This window comes from Priestia sp. D51 (assembly GCF_053345675.1).
The window spans coordinates 142,184-157,152 of record NZ_JBLTIR010000002.1; the positions used below are offsets into that span (position 1 = coordinate 142,184).

The 14,969-nt window shown below is 39.0% G+C and carries 16 protein-coding genes; 2 read left to right on the top strand and 14 right to left on the bottom strand.

Features of this window, described 5'->3' with window-relative positions; genetic code table 11:
• Positions 1–11: 11 nt before the first annotated feature.
• Genes ACNHOZ_RS07385 through ACNHOZ_RS07400 form a run of 4 tightly spaced genes read right to left on the bottom strand, consistent with a single transcriptional unit; the run spans position 12 to position 2,750 of the window.
• Complete coding sequence (locus ACNHOZ_RS07385) at positions 12–482, bottom strand: hypothetical protein (RefSeq protein ID WP_048019187.1); 471 nt, start codon at positions 480–482, stop codon at positions 12–14.
• Positions 483–503: 21 nt separating this feature from the next.
• Entirely contained in the window at positions 504–728 is a 225-nt protein-coding gene (locus tag ACNHOZ_RS07390) for a non-oxidative hydroxyarylic acid decarboxylases subunit D (RefSeq protein WP_048019186.1), read from the bottom strand.
• Positions 729–744: 16 nt separating this feature from the next.
• Positions 745–2,166, bottom strand: a complete 1,422-nt coding sequence (locus ACNHOZ_RS07395) for a non-oxidative hydroxyarylic acid decarboxylases subunit C (protein WP_048019185.1) — start codon at positions 2,164–2,166, stop codon at positions 745–747.
• Between the two features lie 2 nt (positions 2,167–2,168).
• Entirely contained in the window at positions 2,169–2,750 is a 582-nt protein-coding gene (locus ACNHOZ_RS07400; RefSeq protein WP_028413102.1) for a non-oxidative hydroxyarylic acid decarboxylases subunit B, read from the bottom strand.
• A gap of 113 nt (positions 2,751–2,863) precedes the next feature.
• On the opposite strand from ACNHOZ_RS07400, the gene ACNHOZ_RS07405 reads away from it, so the two are divergent.
• Positions 2,864–3,733 carry a LysR family transcriptional regulator gene (locus ACNHOZ_RS07405; protein ID WP_047750832.1) on the top strand — a complete coding sequence of 290 codons (870 nt, stop codon included), beginning with the start codon at positions 2,864–2,866 and terminating at the stop codon, positions 3,731–3,733.
• Positions 3,734–3,801: 68 nt separating this feature from the next.
• Here the strand turns inward: ACNHOZ_RS07405 and ACNHOZ_RS07410 are convergent, their stop codons facing one another.
• From ACNHOZ_RS07410 to ACNHOZ_RS07425, 4 genes are all read right to left on the bottom strand, one after another.
• Positions 3,802–4,758 (bottom strand): AEC family transporter, encoded by a 957-nt coding sequence (locus ACNHOZ_RS07410; protein WP_028408284.1) that lies wholly within the window; start codon positions 4,756–4,758, stop codon positions 3,802–3,804.
• 706 nt (positions 4,759–5,464) lie between these two features.
• Positions 5,465–5,869, bottom strand: coding sequence for a YkvA family protein (locus ACNHOZ_RS07415; RefSeq protein ID WP_028413100.1), 405 nt, complete (start codon positions 5,867–5,869; stop codon positions 5,465–5,467).
• 99 nt (positions 5,870–5,968) lie between these two features.
• Positions 5,969–6,250, bottom strand: a complete 282-nt coding sequence (locus ACNHOZ_RS07420) for a hypothetical protein (RefSeq protein WP_033579186.1) — start codon at positions 6,248–6,250, stop codon at positions 5,969–5,971.
• Positions 6,251–6,338: 88 nt separating this feature from the next.
• Complete coding sequence (locus ACNHOZ_RS07425; protein ID WP_033579187.1) at positions 6,339–6,974, bottom strand: DUF1796 family putative cysteine peptidase; 636 nt, start codon at positions 6,972–6,974, stop codon at positions 6,339–6,341.
• 233 nt (positions 6,975–7,207) lie between these two features.
• On the opposite strand from ACNHOZ_RS07425, the gene ACNHOZ_RS07430 reads away from it, so the two are divergent.
• The gene (locus tag ACNHOZ_RS07430; protein ID WP_048019184.1) at positions 7,208–8,212 is read left to right on the top strand and encodes an LLM class flavin-dependent oxidoreductase; all 1,005 of its coding nucleotides are present in this window, start codon (positions 7,208–7,210) and stop codon (positions 8,210–8,212) included.
• Between the two features lie 27 nt (positions 8,213–8,239).
• Here ACNHOZ_RS07430 and ACNHOZ_RS07435 read toward each other — a convergent pair whose 3' ends face one another.
• The 6 genes from ACNHOZ_RS07435 to ACNHOZ_RS07460 form a co-directional block, all read right to left on the bottom strand.
• Positions 8,240–9,559 carry a (Fe-S)-binding protein gene (locus ACNHOZ_RS07435; RefSeq protein ID WP_033579188.1) on the bottom strand — a complete coding sequence of 440 codons (1,320 nt, stop codon included), beginning with the start codon at positions 9,557–9,559 and terminating at the stop codon, positions 8,240–8,242.
• Entirely contained in the window at positions 9,556–10,968 is a 1,413-nt protein-coding gene (gene glcD / locus ACNHOZ_RS07440; RefSeq protein WP_048019183.1) for a glycolate oxidase subunit GlcD, read from the bottom strand. Before glcD ends, ACNHOZ_RS07435 begins: the two co-directional genes overlap by 4 nt.
• A 130-nt stretch (positions 10,969–11,098) precedes the next feature.
• Positions 11,099–12,211, bottom strand: coding sequence for a CdaR family transcriptional regulator (locus tag ACNHOZ_RS07445; RefSeq protein WP_048019182.1), 1,113 nt, complete (start codon positions 12,209–12,211; stop codon positions 11,099–11,101).
• Between the two features lie 71 nt (positions 12,212–12,282).
• Positions 12,283–12,855: a DJ-1/PfpI family protein gene (locus tag ACNHOZ_RS07450; protein ID WP_013083443.1), complete on the bottom strand. Its 573-nt coding sequence runs from the start codon at positions 12,853–12,855 to the stop codon at positions 12,283–12,285.
• A gap of 119 nt (positions 12,856–12,974) precedes the next feature.
• Complete coding sequence (locus ACNHOZ_RS07455) at positions 12,975–13,301, bottom strand: IDEAL domain-containing protein (protein ID WP_028413094.1); 327 nt, start codon at positions 13,299–13,301, stop codon at positions 12,975–12,977.
• Between the two features lie 213 nt (positions 13,302–13,514).
• Entirely contained in the window at positions 13,515–14,948 is a 1,434-nt protein-coding gene (locus ACNHOZ_RS07460) for a GntP family permease (protein WP_048019181.1), read from the bottom strand.
• Positions 14,949–14,969: the final 21 nt, after the last annotated feature.

The following is a 14,969-nucleotide window of genomic DNA, read 5'->3' on the forward strand; positions in this document are numbered from 1 at the left end:
GATTCTTATTTTTAAGAATCGGTTTTTTCGGTAGAAAGAACAGCCTTAATTGATTGCTTCCAGCGGCTCAGTACCTCTTTGGAATCATGAAGCTGAAATTGAATGCCCGATGTTAAAACTGCATATTTTGCGTAATCTTCTTTAACAGCGGCTACTTCTCCCGTAAATAGCTCATAGCCTGATAACACAGGAGCTTCTTTTTTTAGCCGAAATTTAATGTAATAAGCTTTGCCTTCAACAACTAATGTAACGGTTGACTTATGATTCTGTATCATGTTTTTTGAAGACGTGGTATCTTTCCATACTAACAGCTTGACGCGCGAAGAGCTAATAGCTACCAGCTCTCCTGCGCTAATCATTGCTACATGAGGAAACCCCTCGGATGTCACTGTAGATAGCAGCATCGCATCATGCTGTTTCCTTTCTAGATCTTTTCCATTTAAAAATACGCGCACGGCTTTTGGCAGCTCTGCTTTATTCATTTTACTTACCACCTTTGCTCATTAAGATCGGGGTGGCACAGGAGGCACGTGCGTTGCCAGCGGTACGTCTTTTGGATTGATTTTAAATGATCGAGGGTATTTTTCAGGATTGGTGATGGTTTCAGGTTCAGAAGAACGCCAGGTAAACAAACACACGTCGCATAAATAAATTTCCCAGGCTCCTTCAACTGGTGATTTAGATACTACGTTTGCTTGTTTGGTTTCACATCTTGGACAAGTATGCATGTCGATTCCTCCTTGTTTATTTTTGCATCATATTCGTTAAGATTTTTTCCCATTTTTCAGTTTCAAGTGGTGTATCTAAAGGCTGGGAATAGTGGCCTCTTGTTTCCGGTGCAACTGGTGTTGTAGCATCCAAAATCATTTTATCTGTAATACCAGCCGGCTCAGATCCTGGATCAAGTGGAAGAACTGAAAGATTAGGCACTGTTATAACATCATGTTTTGGGTGCATTTTTGTCGATAGCGCCCACATGACTTGCGGTAAATTAAACGGATCCACATCTTCGTCTACTAAAATAACTAGCTTGCAATATCCTAATCCATGCGGCGTAGTCAATGCCCTCATACCAACCGCCTTAGCAAATCCTCCGTATCGGCTTTTCGTTGAAATGATAGCAACGAGACCGTGAGTATACATCGCATTCACAGCTTCAATCTCTTCAGGATATGCTTCTTTTAGCTGCTGATATAAAGGAACGCTTGTATTGATTCCAATTAAATAATCTGTTTCTGTCCAAGGCATACCGATATATAAACTTTCAAAAATAGGATCTTTACGATGATATACGCGATTGATTTTGATAACAGGCATGCTTCTGCCACCGGAGTAATGACCTGTAAATTCACCAAAAGGACCCTCATACTCACGTTCACCAGCTAAGATTTCTCCCTCTAAAATCACTTCTGCTCCCCAAGGTACATCTAAATCAGAAAGCTGAGACTTCACAATTCTGTACGGCTCACCTTGAATAGCTCCTGCCATTTCATACTCTGATTGATCGTAATGAAGCGGCGTAGCAGCTGCTGTGACAATCGCGGGTTCACATCCTAAAGCAATTGATACAGGGAGGTTTTCACCTTTTTCTTCGGCTTGTTTCAAGTGAATGGCAATATCATGCTGTGGCACGGGCTGAATGCCTAGACGGTCTTTCCCTTTGACCTGCATACGATATATACCTACGTTTTGTTTGCCGAAATGCGCCTTATCATGCTGATCACGAGAAATAACGCACGCTTTATCTAGATAATAGCCTCCGTCTCCTTGATTCAAGCGGAACAATGGCAAAAGGTCGAATAAGTTAATATCATCTTTAATTTCACACTCATGAAATGGCGCTGTTTCTTCTCTTTTCACTTTAACAGGAAATTTTTCATATCTCCGAGCAAACTCAAAGAACTGTTCTTTTACAGGAGTTGATTTAGGCAGTCCCATCATTAACGCGTGATTTGACCAGGAACCCATTACGTTTAGAGCTACCTTTGCGTTGTTATATCCATAAATATTTGCAAATAATAATCCCGGCGTTTGATCTCCTAAATTACTGATGGCTTGACCTGCTGAACCTAAATCCGGATCTGGCTGCACTTCATCTGTAATCGTCAGCAGCTGCCCTTCTTTATGTAGCGTATCAAGGAAATCTCTAAAGTCTTTATAAGCCATGTTTATTTTCCTCCTTGTGATAAATGTTTAATTCCATTCCATCTTTTTGCCTCAGGAAGCTCAATTCCTAATTGATCTAACGTTCGAACAGCAATATGCGTGACAATATCATCAATTGTCTCAGGTTTGTTATAAAAAGCTGGCATAGGAGGCACGAGGATAGCTCCCATTTTTGAGAGATCCAGCATGTTTTCTAAATGAATCGTATTCAAAGGCGTTTCTCGAGGAAGTAGCACCAGTGGCTTTCTTTCTTTTAACATCACATCTGCCGTTCTTGCTATTAAGTTATCTGCTAGTCCCATTCGAATAGATGCTAATGTTTTCATGCTGCAAGGACTTACAATCATTCCGTCTATACGAAATGAACCGCTCGAAATTTTTGCTGCTTGGTCTTGATATGAATAACAATAATCTGCTAGCGCTTCTACTTGCCTAACGCTATACGGTGTTTCCAGCTTAATTGTGGCATGAGCCCAAGACGACATGACTAAATGCGTTTCAACAGAAGCCTTCTTCAAAAGCTCTAAAATTCGAATACCTAGAATAGCTCCTGTGGCTCCTGTTATTCCTACAGCTATTTTCATTTCTTTTCCTCCTCTCTGCTTTGGTTACACGTTTAACTTTACACTTATTTTCCATACAATTAAAATATTGATAAAGTATATAATAATACCTTTAAAGTATGGAGTTGAATACAGTGGAATTAAGACAGCTGCATTATTTTATTGTCATAGCTGAAGAATTAAATGTAACTAAAGCAGCCAAGCGTCTGCACATGGCTCAGCCTCCTTTAAGCAGACAGCTAAAGCAGCTCGAAAATGAGCTGGGCCTTTTGCTTTTTGAACGAAACAATAACAAGCGCTTATTGTTAACGGCAGAAGGAGAGCTTTTTTTAAAACGAGCGAAAGAAATTGTGCAAAGGGTCGAAAAATCAGTATTGGAAGTACAGGAATGTAAAAACGTAACAAATGAAAAGCTTGAAGTCGGATGTACAATCTACTGTGCATCAACGGTTCTCGATAAGCTAGCTCTTATTCAAAAACAGTATCCAAACAGTACTTTTAATATCTATGAAAACGAACCAGCTCATTTAAATGAGTTGTTGACGGATGGAAAGATTGATGTAGCAGTCACCACTACAGACTTACCTTATCAACAGGTAAAAACAAAAACACTTGCACCAGATGTCTTTGTTGTAGCAGTTCCCAAAGAAAGTAGTTATGCAACAGAAAAGATTTCAGTCGCTGAAATCGCTTCTCTCCCTCTTATTCTTCTTCGTTCAAATCGGGAAATAAGCATATACAATCGCATTATAAAGGAATTTAAAAAGATGGATATAACACCTAACATTTTATGCGAATGCCATGACTCAGCGATGCTTCTTAATTTAGTATGTCGTGGCCTTGGTGCTGCTATTGTTCCTTATTCGATGCTATCTTCTTTTTCACTAGAACATATTAAAATTTTAAGCATAGAAGATAATCCATTTGTAATTGAGCCTTTAGTTACGTGGCGTACCGATAGTTATCTCCCCAAAATCGCTCAAGAATTTTTAAAGCTTTTTTAAGTATAGATGCACAAAAAAGGCTTTGCTAAAATAGCAAAGCCTTTTTTATTTTATATTGATATATGTGACTACATTAACCAAGAAATTAATAGCGGTAATGTAACAAGTGACATAATGGCACTAAGTACGAATGCTGAAGCTGTTTCACCAGCTAGGCTATCAAAGCGCACTGAAATCATCGCTGCTACAGCTGAACCTGGGAACGCTACTAATAACACTAATTTTACGATGTCAGCTGATGATAGACCCATTGCTGTTGCAATCCCTAACATTACAAGCGGCTGAATAGCCACTTTTAAAATCGCAATACCAAATGCCGCTGGGCTAAATTGAATTTTACGGATACCAATTGTTACCCCAACTGCGAATAGTGCCGCACCAGAGGTAATTGAACCAATTTGATCTAAACTGCTTGATAGTAAATCTGGAGATTGGAACCCACATAATACTAATACTACTGCGATTAACGGAACACAAGCTAACGGTTCAGAAAGACCGTGTAAGATTGATTTAATCGTTACTTTAAATAAGCTTTCTTCAGAATCCCCTTCACTTCTTTCGCGCTGTCCAACCGTACCAATAATAGTTGCTAAAGGATCAAGCATCGCATTTACTACGATACCCGTAATAGCGATTGGAATTGCTACTACATCCGCGCCAAACAAGCTACCTAATACGGGAATACCCATAAACGCAAACGTTGGCTGCGTAGAGTTTAAAGAGAACATAGACGCGCCTGTTAGTGAGTATTTGAATACATATTTTGCAACAAGTAAGAAAAGAACATAAAATCCAATAATACCAAGAACTAATGCTAGTAAAAACGGCCATTTTTCAATAAGCGTTTGTTTTGATGTTGTTGTAATACCAACGAATAGATGTGCAGGTAACGCAAATTTTGTTACAAGCGTATTTAACCCTTTAGATGTTGTTGCATCAAACTTTTTAAAATATCCTGCTAAATAACCTAGCAAAATAACAAAAAAGATTGGGGTTAAAATAATAAAGATTTGACTAATTTCCATTTTTGAACACTCCATTGTTTAGATTAGAATCAATCATATAAATTTGCTTTCTTAGAAAGATAATTATCTTCTAAGGCTTGTCTATGGATATTGTTTACGTCAGGCCATTCATCTCCCTTTTTGCTAAACATCTCTACAAATATGAAGTAACGTATAATGGTTCATGAAAACGCATGGACTTTGTTTTTCTACAATCATTTATTTACTTCGAAACTGTTCATTTAATCAATATCAAATCACATAAAACTTGTCATACAATACAGTAACTCTACAACCTTAGTAAAAACTTGTCATACAATCATGTTGTTGGCTTACTTAAGCTGAAAAAAACACCTTCAAATGAAAGATGCTTAATCTTGTGACGAAAGAAAGCGACTTCTGATTGATGAGGAAGAATCTCTAAGAGTTTGAAACTCTCAGTTAAAAAGTTCCATAATTTCACAAAGTTTTTACAAACTATCTTACTTATTTGTATATTGCTTTCTGTGACGAATTTATGAACATGTTTTAACTTAACATTTGTAGGGGAATTATTCAATTACATTGCTTAAAATTTTAATGAAAAAAATATTTTAATCCTGTTTTTTTTACATAAAACGGATTAAAATAGTCATAAAGACCTATATATTATCGGTTAAAAAGAAGATGATTCATCTATCACCTTCTTTTGCTCACTTTATTTAATAATGACATTTTGATCATAACGTTACTTTATTTTAGCATCAATAATGGAAAAATTGTGTTCTTCTGAAAACCACGTTTTGATTTTTTCTTTTGCTTTCAGTTTAACATCTTCATCAATGTACATGGCAACTTGAATCAATGCAAGCCCCAGAGCTCCTAAATCATCTGTAAATCCAACTCCTGCTGCAAAGTCCGGAATTAAATCTAAAGGAAGAATAAAATAACCTAACGCTCCTATAATCACTGCTTTTGCTTTTGGAGGAATATCAGGTTTTTGCAGCGTGTAGTATAAAAGCAGTACGGCATAAACAACGTTTGCTCCCGCTTTTTTACCAAACTTTTTAAGCTTGTCCCAAAATTTTTCTTCCGAATAATATTTGGCTGTTTCCTCTGTACGAACGGGTACAATTTCTTGTTTCTCTTCCATATCGATCACCCTTTCATCACCATATGTACTTATTATAAACGATTATCTCTACCGAATTCCATTGAGAGCTTAAACTCCATAAACCTGCACAAAGCAGGCTTATGAATTTTTTAATGAGTAATGCTTCATAACGATAGTAACTAAGTCATTCAGCGCCGTTTCACTTTTAGAATGATTTTCAAACTGCTGAATGAGATCCATATGTTCAAGCAGCACTTCGTAATTACCCGTCATCTTTCTCAGGACTTCATATGCGGAACTATTCAAATCCACTTGTATTTTCAAATCCTCCAGCTGTACTAGATACTCATTCCAGCGCTGATCTTGTTCTAGCAGCAGCAACACAATTTCTTTTATCGCCTTCCGCACATTGGACTCCATCTTTTCATCTCCTTTGATACACAGATATAACAAAGTCTATGAAAAAAACGAGCTTTTTCATTCCCGTATTACACAAAAAGAGTTTCTTTTATTTTATAACAAGCCCGCTTAAGAGCTCTTCCCATACTTTATCATCGCGCAGCACGTCCATTGAAAAAATAGGTGCATGTAAAACACATGTATAAGGCAAGTCCCAGTTAGCTTCGGACAAAAGTTCTTTTTCACTGTTTGTCAGCAGCAGTATATAGAAATCGTTTTTGACCATTCCCTTTAAAACATGCTCTAATTCTTTCGCTTCTTCATACGTTCCGCCCATACGAATAAACAATATACAAGAACTGGTCTCCATTGACGTTAAAAATCGCTCCGTTCTCCGTTCATATTTTTCTTTGACTTCATTATATGAAAGCCAGTTAGTCTCCGTATTAATAGACGACGGAAAATCATGAGCAGAATCAATTTGATACACCTTATCACGCAGTCTAAGCGTGGAACCATCTCCGAAAGAACTGATATAGGTTAAGTGTTCATATACAAATAAGTCTTTACAGCGATTTTTCAACAGCTGATTGACATGAGAAAGAGAAATGCTAATACACCAATCAATCACCCCGGCTTGTTTTCGCAAAGAATATTTTTTCATATATATCCCTGGAAAACAGTTATAGCCTAAACTGTATATCATATCGTACTGCTTGCTTTTTAGTTCATTTAAAGTAACCATATTCATCCTCCCTTCTTCTATAAAATATGACAGTCTTTTATAGAAAGAGGCGGCTTCTGCCTTATACCGTACAAGCTTTTTGCGTTTTAGGAGCTTGTGTAATAAAAGAGTAAGGAATTAAAAAAAACAACCGAAGCAAAATATTTTGGAACTCGAAAGATTCTTGTTAAAATACTTGTATTCCATTGAAATAACAAGGCCTATGAAGTCTTTAAAGAAAGAAGATGAAATTGATGAGTAAAGCATTAAAAGATATTCCGATTTCCGTGTTAGATCTTTCTCCTGTAGTTGAAGGAGGAACTGTATCTGACTCACTTGGAAATACATTAGATTTAGCTCAGCACGCTGAAAAATGGGGGTATAACCGCTATTGGCTAGCTGAACATCATAATATGACAGGTATCGCAAGCTCCGCTACATCTGTTGTAATTGGTCATGTCGCTGGAGGCACGTCACGCATTCGCGTAGGCTCTGGCGGCATTATGCTTCCTAACCATTCTCCGCTTGTTATTGCTGAGCATTTTGGTACGCTTGAATCACTATTTCCAGGACGTATTGATTTAGGCTTAGGAAGAGCGCCAGGGACAGATCAGCTGACAGCGCAGGCGCTGCGACGCGACCGCAGAAGCGACGGCAGTGACTTCCCAGAACAGCTGGCCGAACTGCAAGAATACTTTAAACCTGCTTCAGAAAGTCAGATGCGTGTTAAAGCTGTTCCCGGTCAAGGTTTAAATATTCCGATTTGGCTCCTTGGCTCAAGCGGTTTTAGCGCACAGCTTTCTGCACAGCTAGGCTTGCCATTTTCATTTGCAAGTCACTTTTCGCCTAATAATACAATGACAGCTCTTAACATGTACCGTCGTTATTTTAAGCCGTCCGAAGTGTTAGAGAAACCATATGCAATGTTAGGTGTAAACGTAATCGCTGCTGATACAGATAGAGAAGCTGAACGCTTGGCTACTTCTATGCAACAGCAGTTTCTAAATTTAATTCGAAACACACCGGGTAAACTAAAAGCTCCCGTGGATAATATGGATGAACTATGGACTGACTTTGAAAAAGCTTCTCTTCAACAGCAGCTGGGCTCTTCTATTGTCGGAAGTCCTGAGACGATTAAAGTCAAGCTTGAACAGTTTATTGAAGAAACAGAAGCAGATGAACTGATGGTGAACGCTCAAATTTACGATCACAAAGCTCGCCTTCGTTCGTACGAAATTGTTTCTCAGCTGTTCAAATAATAAAAAGGCCGGACACGTCCGGCCTTTTTATTTGCTTTCTACTGCTTCAAGAAGTAAATCTGCAAGATGAACGGCCCTTACACTTTCTTCTACTCCTTCTCTGACTACGCCTAGCTTCATTTGAATGAGACAGCCCGGGTTTGCTGTTACAATTGTATGGGCATGGGCTTCTTTCACTTTTTCCATTTTATAATCTAAAATTTGCATAGACATCTCTTGTTCCGTTAAGTTATAAATACCAGCTGAGCCGCAGCAATGAGCCGCATTTTCCATTTCATTAAACACCGTTCCGTTAATCGCTTGGATCAGTTTTCTCGGTGCGCTGGACGTTTTCATCACGTTTCTTAAATGACACGAATCTTGATACGTAATAATTTGACTTGGAAGCGATAACTTTTGTCTTTCTACAAACTGCTGCTGCAATAAAATCTCTGAGAAATCTTTGACTTTTGCAGAAAAGACCGCTGCTCTTTCTTTCCATTCCGGCTCATCTTTTAATAGATGATCGTATTCCACTAACAGCGCACCGCAGCCGCCTGCATTAAGAACAATATCATCCGCTTGAATGGATTCAAACGCCATAATATTTTGTTTTGCTAACTTTTTTGCCTGATCTTTTTCTCCGCCGTGCGCATGCAGGGCGCCACAGCACGTCTGCACTTCTGGTATAACGACCTTACACCCCGCTTTTTGTAAAAGTGCAATCGTCGCGTTGTTTGTTTCCATAAACATCGTGTCCATTAAACACCCTGTAAAAAAAGCAACCGTACGCTCTCTTGTTCCTTCTGCTTCAAATAAAAAAGGACGTTTCTTCATTTCTTTTTTTGTTGGCACAGGCGGAAGCGTTTTTTCCATTTGTGCTAAATTACCGGGCAGGACGTTTAATATATTTGTTTTTTGAACAGCTTTTTGCAAGCCGCTTCTTTGATAGAAAGCAAGCAGAGAATGTACATTTTTTAATCGTTCTTTATGCGGAAAAAGCTGTTCAAACACCATATGCCTGAGCGCTTTTACCGGCCATTTATGTCGTTTTTTCTGCTGAATAATATCACGCGCTTCTTCTAATAAGTGTCCGTACTTCACACCCGAAGGACAAACAGGCTCACACGCTCGGCAGCCAAGGCAAAGGTTCAATTGTTTTTCAACGGATTCATCCGGTTCAATAAGCCCATCTACAACTCCTTTCATCAAAGCAATTCTTCCGCGCGGTGACGCTGCTTCATATTGATTGGTTTGGCCATACGTCGGACAGCTTGGCAAACAAAAACCGCATCTCATACAATTCATTAACTCGTCATAATCTAACCGTTCTTTAAACGCTTGCTGAATGTCTTTTGTTGCCGTCATGAACGAACCACCACTCTTTTTCTGGTGTCTTTAGCAAAAATTTTCCCTGGATTCATAATTCCTTGCGGGTCCAAAGCATACTTAATTGCTTTCATCGCAGCTACTCCTTCTCCGCCCATCTTCAATGCTAAATACGGTGCTTTCATTTCTCCGACTCCGTGTTCACCTGTAATCGTTCCTCCAAGCTCAATGGCTTTATGAAAAATTGCTTCAAAAGCTTGTTCGACTCGGTGAAGCTCCTCTTCGTCACGCGCATCTGTTAAACAAGTCGGATGCAGATTTCCGTCTCCCGCATGACCAAACGTACAGATTTTAACGTTGTATTTTACAGCAATTTCATTAATCGCTTTGACCATTTCACTAATTTTAGACCGCGGGACGGTTGCGTCTTCTAAAATCGTCGTTGGCTTCATTCGTGCTAAAGCAGAAAGAGCTGATCTTCTTGCTGTACTTAACGCTTCTGCTTCTGCTTGCGAAGCCGCTACTTTCACCGATACAGCCTTTCCTTCGCTGCAGATGCGTGAAATCATTTCAATATCGCGCTTCACCACTTCTGGCGGGCCATCTTGTTCAATCAATAAGATAGCGTTTACATCAGTTGGAAGCCCAACTTGGGCAAAATCTTCTACTACTTCACACGTCGGCTGATCTAAAAATTCAAGCGTAGCCGGAATAATCTTATTGGCGATAATTGCTGAAACCGTCTTAGCAGCTGCGTCCATGTCTTCAAACAGCGCAAGCAGAGTTTGTTTTGTTTCAGGTATTGGAATGAGCTTTAAAATCGCTTCTGTCACGACGCCCAGCGTTCCTTCAGAACCAACAAACAAGTTCGTTAAATCGTAGCCAGCTACATCTTTAGCCAGCTTGCCTCCTGTCTTAATACAATCGCCGTTTGCAAGAATTACTTCAAGACCAAGAACGTAATCTTTTGTTACTCCGTATTTTAAGCCTCGTAATCCTCCTGAGCATTCATTGATGTTTCCTCCAATGGTTGATATTTTCATAGAGCTTGGATCAGGAGGATAAAATAAACCTTTTGCCTCTACGGCATTAATTAAGTCTAACGTAATAACACCCGGCTGCACGGTAGCGGTTAAATTTTCTTCATCAATTTCCAAAATTTTATTCATCCGGTTAAAGGTAAGAACAATTCCGCCTTGCGTGGGACACGTTCCTGCGCTTAAATTTGTGCCAGAACCTCTTGGCACAATAGGAACGTGATCTTCATTGCATATCGTTAAAATTCTTTTCACTTGTTCTTTATTTTCAGGCATAATAACTGCATCAGGAAGCGACTGAAAGTTAGGGGTTGCGTCATAAGAATATACGAGTCTTGCTTCACTGCTATCTTGAAAGTTGGCCGATCCTACAACTTCAATGAGCTTTGCTTTTGTTCGTTCATTAAGCATAACGTTCCTCCTTGTATGTATCTCTTACTTTTATTATAGTTGCAGAAGCCATGAGGGACTATGGATAAAGAACTAAAAAAAAACGCTTTAAAAACTTATTTTTTGTATGTTCATCTAATGAATAGCGTACTTATTCTAGTAAAGACAGCGCAAGGTAAAAAAGCGTGAGACCCTTTACACTTTTAGGATCAATGTCTGTTAGTTCTTTCATTTGCTTCAAGCGGTAATGAAGCGTATTGATATGAATATGTAAATCAACTGCCGTTTTTTTTAATGATTGATCATTGGATAAATAGCATTTCAACGTTTCGAGAAGCTCTTTTTCTTTTAAAAGAGCGGAAAGCACTCGACTTAAGAATTCCTTTTTTACAGGTTCAGAAACGTCTTCTAAAATCATGTCCATCAGCAGTTCCTCATAAAAAACAACGGTTTGACGTTTTGAAGCTACTTTAAGCGCTTTTTTTGCTTCTTCATATGAAGCATGCAAATCAAATTGCTCCGCTGGCTTTCCTACACCAATAGTGATGATAACTTGGTTGTTTGCTTGAATGTACTGCTGACATTTTTTTAATTCTTCTTTAAATCCTTGTCTTACCTTTTCACCTACCGCTTCTTTCAGTAAAAGTAAGCGATCGTATCCCCAATTTGCGATATAATCTCCTTCACCTTTATGACTTTCAAACCAGTAGCGAATCATTTCTTGTACCTGCTGCTGCTTCTTTTTCGAAAGAGATGAGTCAATTTGAAAGAGCGTGCAGCAATAAGGACTGTCTACTTGTACTCCTAAAATATGACCTCGTTCAATAAATTCTGCATCTACCTGCTGGCTATAAATCCATTCACGAAAAAAAGCTTCTACTCCTTTATTTTCCCATTCCTTTGTTTCTATGTAGTATGCTTCGCGAATAATTAACTCTGTTAATCTTCGAATAATATCTGCAAAAGGCTCAACAGCTTCTGGAGTACCTGTAATGCCAATAACGCCAATAATGTCTCCTTGATAACTGATAGGCAAATTAATTCCTGGCTTAACTCCTTTTAAATCTGCTGCTTCTTTTTTAGAGATATATAGTTTTTGCTTTTTTTGCATCACGTTCCACGCGCCTTCGTGAAAAAAACCAACCCGCTTTTCTTCTGTTGATGCAATAATAATTCCGCGTGGATCCGTTACAATTACATGTTCTTTCATCACCAGCTGCACTTCTTTTATAATTTTCTTCGACAGTTCAGAAACTAGCTGCACGTTGTTTACACCTCACCTATCATCAATTAAAAGAGCTGAAAGAATGGTTTTCTCTCAGCCCGCTTTTTTTATTATGCGTTCACTTTTTCAGCTTTTTTTAGCACGTTAAAAAACTCTTTCATAAATTTAGGTAAATCCGGCCAAGCTTGTCCGGTTACTAAGTTTCTGTCTACGTGGAGCGTCTGTTCAACAAATACAGCACCCGCCGCTTCTACTTCCGGACGGCAAGCAGGATACGCTGTCACTTCTCTGTCTTGCAGATACTCTCTAACCGTCGTTAACACGAGCTGACCATGACAAATAACGCCTAAAGGTTTGTTTTCTTTTAAAAAATGAGCAGCAATTTCCTGAACTTTTGTGTTCATTCGAATGTATTCAGGCGCCCGTCCTCCAGGAATAATAAGACCATCATAATCGGCAGGATCCACTTCATCAACAGAAGCATGAGAATCAATTTTATATCCCGTTTTCTCTGTGAATGTTTCCATCTCTGGAAGAAAATCATGAACAACCGTTTGGAGCTTCTTTTTCACGGGAGAGGCAATGGTACACTGAATATCTTCTTCTAAACAGCGATAATACGGATAAAAAACTTCTAATGCCTCCACGGCATCTCCTGTTAAAATCAAGACACGTTTACTCATCTTTTATCACCTTTTCTTTTAATGTCATCATTTACTTCTTCTCGCAAGCTGCTTTCCATTCCTGCTTTTCCCCTATGAATAATAAAAAAAGCAGGGCCTTCATTCCTTTACTAGGAATGTCAGCCTTGCTTTTTATCTTGTACTCTTTTTAATTCAGCTGTTAATTCAATAAACCAAGCTTCGTCTTTTGTTAGCAGCGCAAGATCAATCAATGAAAGAATCTGCTCTTCGTGCGCCGTTTTTTGAAGGGGCAGCTTCTCTATTTTTTCATCCATCATGCCAATGGTTGTGCCGACCATTTTTTCATCATCACTTTTCACTACATTGATTAGTGCGGCTTTTTTAGATGGATTAATCGTTTTTATATATCCGTATATAAGTTCACCGTCGCGAGACTTTCCTTTGACCCAGTCGCCTACTTTTAAATTTCCTTCAAATAGCTTCACAGTCATTCTCCTTTCTTCATAAACATGCTAAGAATTAATGTAACGGCATATAGTATTCTAGAAAGTAGTGTAATCATAATACTTACAGTTTAGAAAGTCAAAGAATCTGTTTTAGAGCAAAAGGCTCGATATACAAAATCACTGCAACAATAAAAAAATCCGAACGATTTATCGTTCGGATCTTTCTTCAACTACACTCAGCCTCTTTATTTGTTATACGAGTCCAGTTAAGCTGTAGATTCCAATGATTAAGAAACATGCAAGCGTTTTTATAACAGTGATCGCAAAAATATCTCGGTAAGACTGCTTGTGGGTTAATCCGGTAATAGCAAGCAGGGTAATAACGGCTCCGTTATGAGGAAGCGTATCCATACCGCCTGATGCCATCGCTACAACTCTGTGCATAACTTCAGGAGGAATATTGTATTGATTAATAGCTTCTACATACTTATCTCCCATCGCACTAAGCGCAATTCCCATACCTCCAGAAGCGGATCCTGTAATACCGGCTAAAATGTTTGTCGTAACGGCTCCATTGACAAGCGGATTTGTAAAGGTATGTGAAATACCATCGCGAACGGTTGCAAAGCCAGGAAGAGATGAAATAACGCCTCCAAAGCCATACTCAGCTCCCGTGTTCATCGCAGCGAGAAGCGCTCCGCCAATACTTGCGTTAAGACCCGCTTGGAAACCGGTGGTCACTCTCTTCCAGTCATACGCAATCGTCGTAATAATTCCAATAACAAGTGCTAACTCCACTGACCAAATACCAACAACTGCGGTTAAATCTACTTTTCCGAACGCTTCAAGGCCAATTTTGGCAAAATCAAAACCGTCTGGGTACCACTTTGGAATAGAAACAGTAAAAAATTTGTTTGCAACCCCTACAAGCACGAGCGGAACAAACGCTAAAACCTGTCTTGCTACGCTAGGTTCATATTTAGGTTCTGTAGAAGGTACAGACTCTTTTTCTAGCTCTGCAGCAGCCGCTAGTTCATTATTAAATCCGTAGTAGCCTTCTCCAGCTTTTCTTGCTTTTTTGCTTCGGCTTTCTAAATACCAAAGACCTAAGCTAAAGACAATAACCGATCCGATAATCCCCAGTGTCGGAGCAGCATAGATGTCTGTTTTAAAAAAAGTCGTTGGAATAACGTTTTGAATTTGCGGTGTACCCGGAAGTGCATCCATGGTAAACGAAATAGCTCCTAATGCAATCGTTCCCGGTACTAATCGTTTTGGAATATTCGCTTCCCGGAATAAGTTAGCCGCAAACGGATAAACTGCAAACGCAACAACGAATAAACTTACGCCGCTGTAGGTTAAGATTGCTCCCATTAAAACAATCGCCAAGATCGCACGTTTAGCCCCCACGACTTTAACAATTGTTTTCGCAATCGATTCAGCGACTCCAGACATTTCAACCATCTTCCCGAAGACTGCTCCTAATAGAAAGACAGGGAAGTAGTTTTTAATAAATCCAACCATTTTCTCCATAAAAACGTTTGAGAAAAATGGGAGTGCATAGCTTGGTTCCGTTAAAATAACGGCTAGCAGCGCACAAAGTGGAGCAAACAAAATAACTGAAAATCCGCGGTAAGCAACCAGCATCAAAAGCCCCAGAGACAGCAAAATAATCAGCAAATCCATAACGTTTCCCCTTTCATCCCT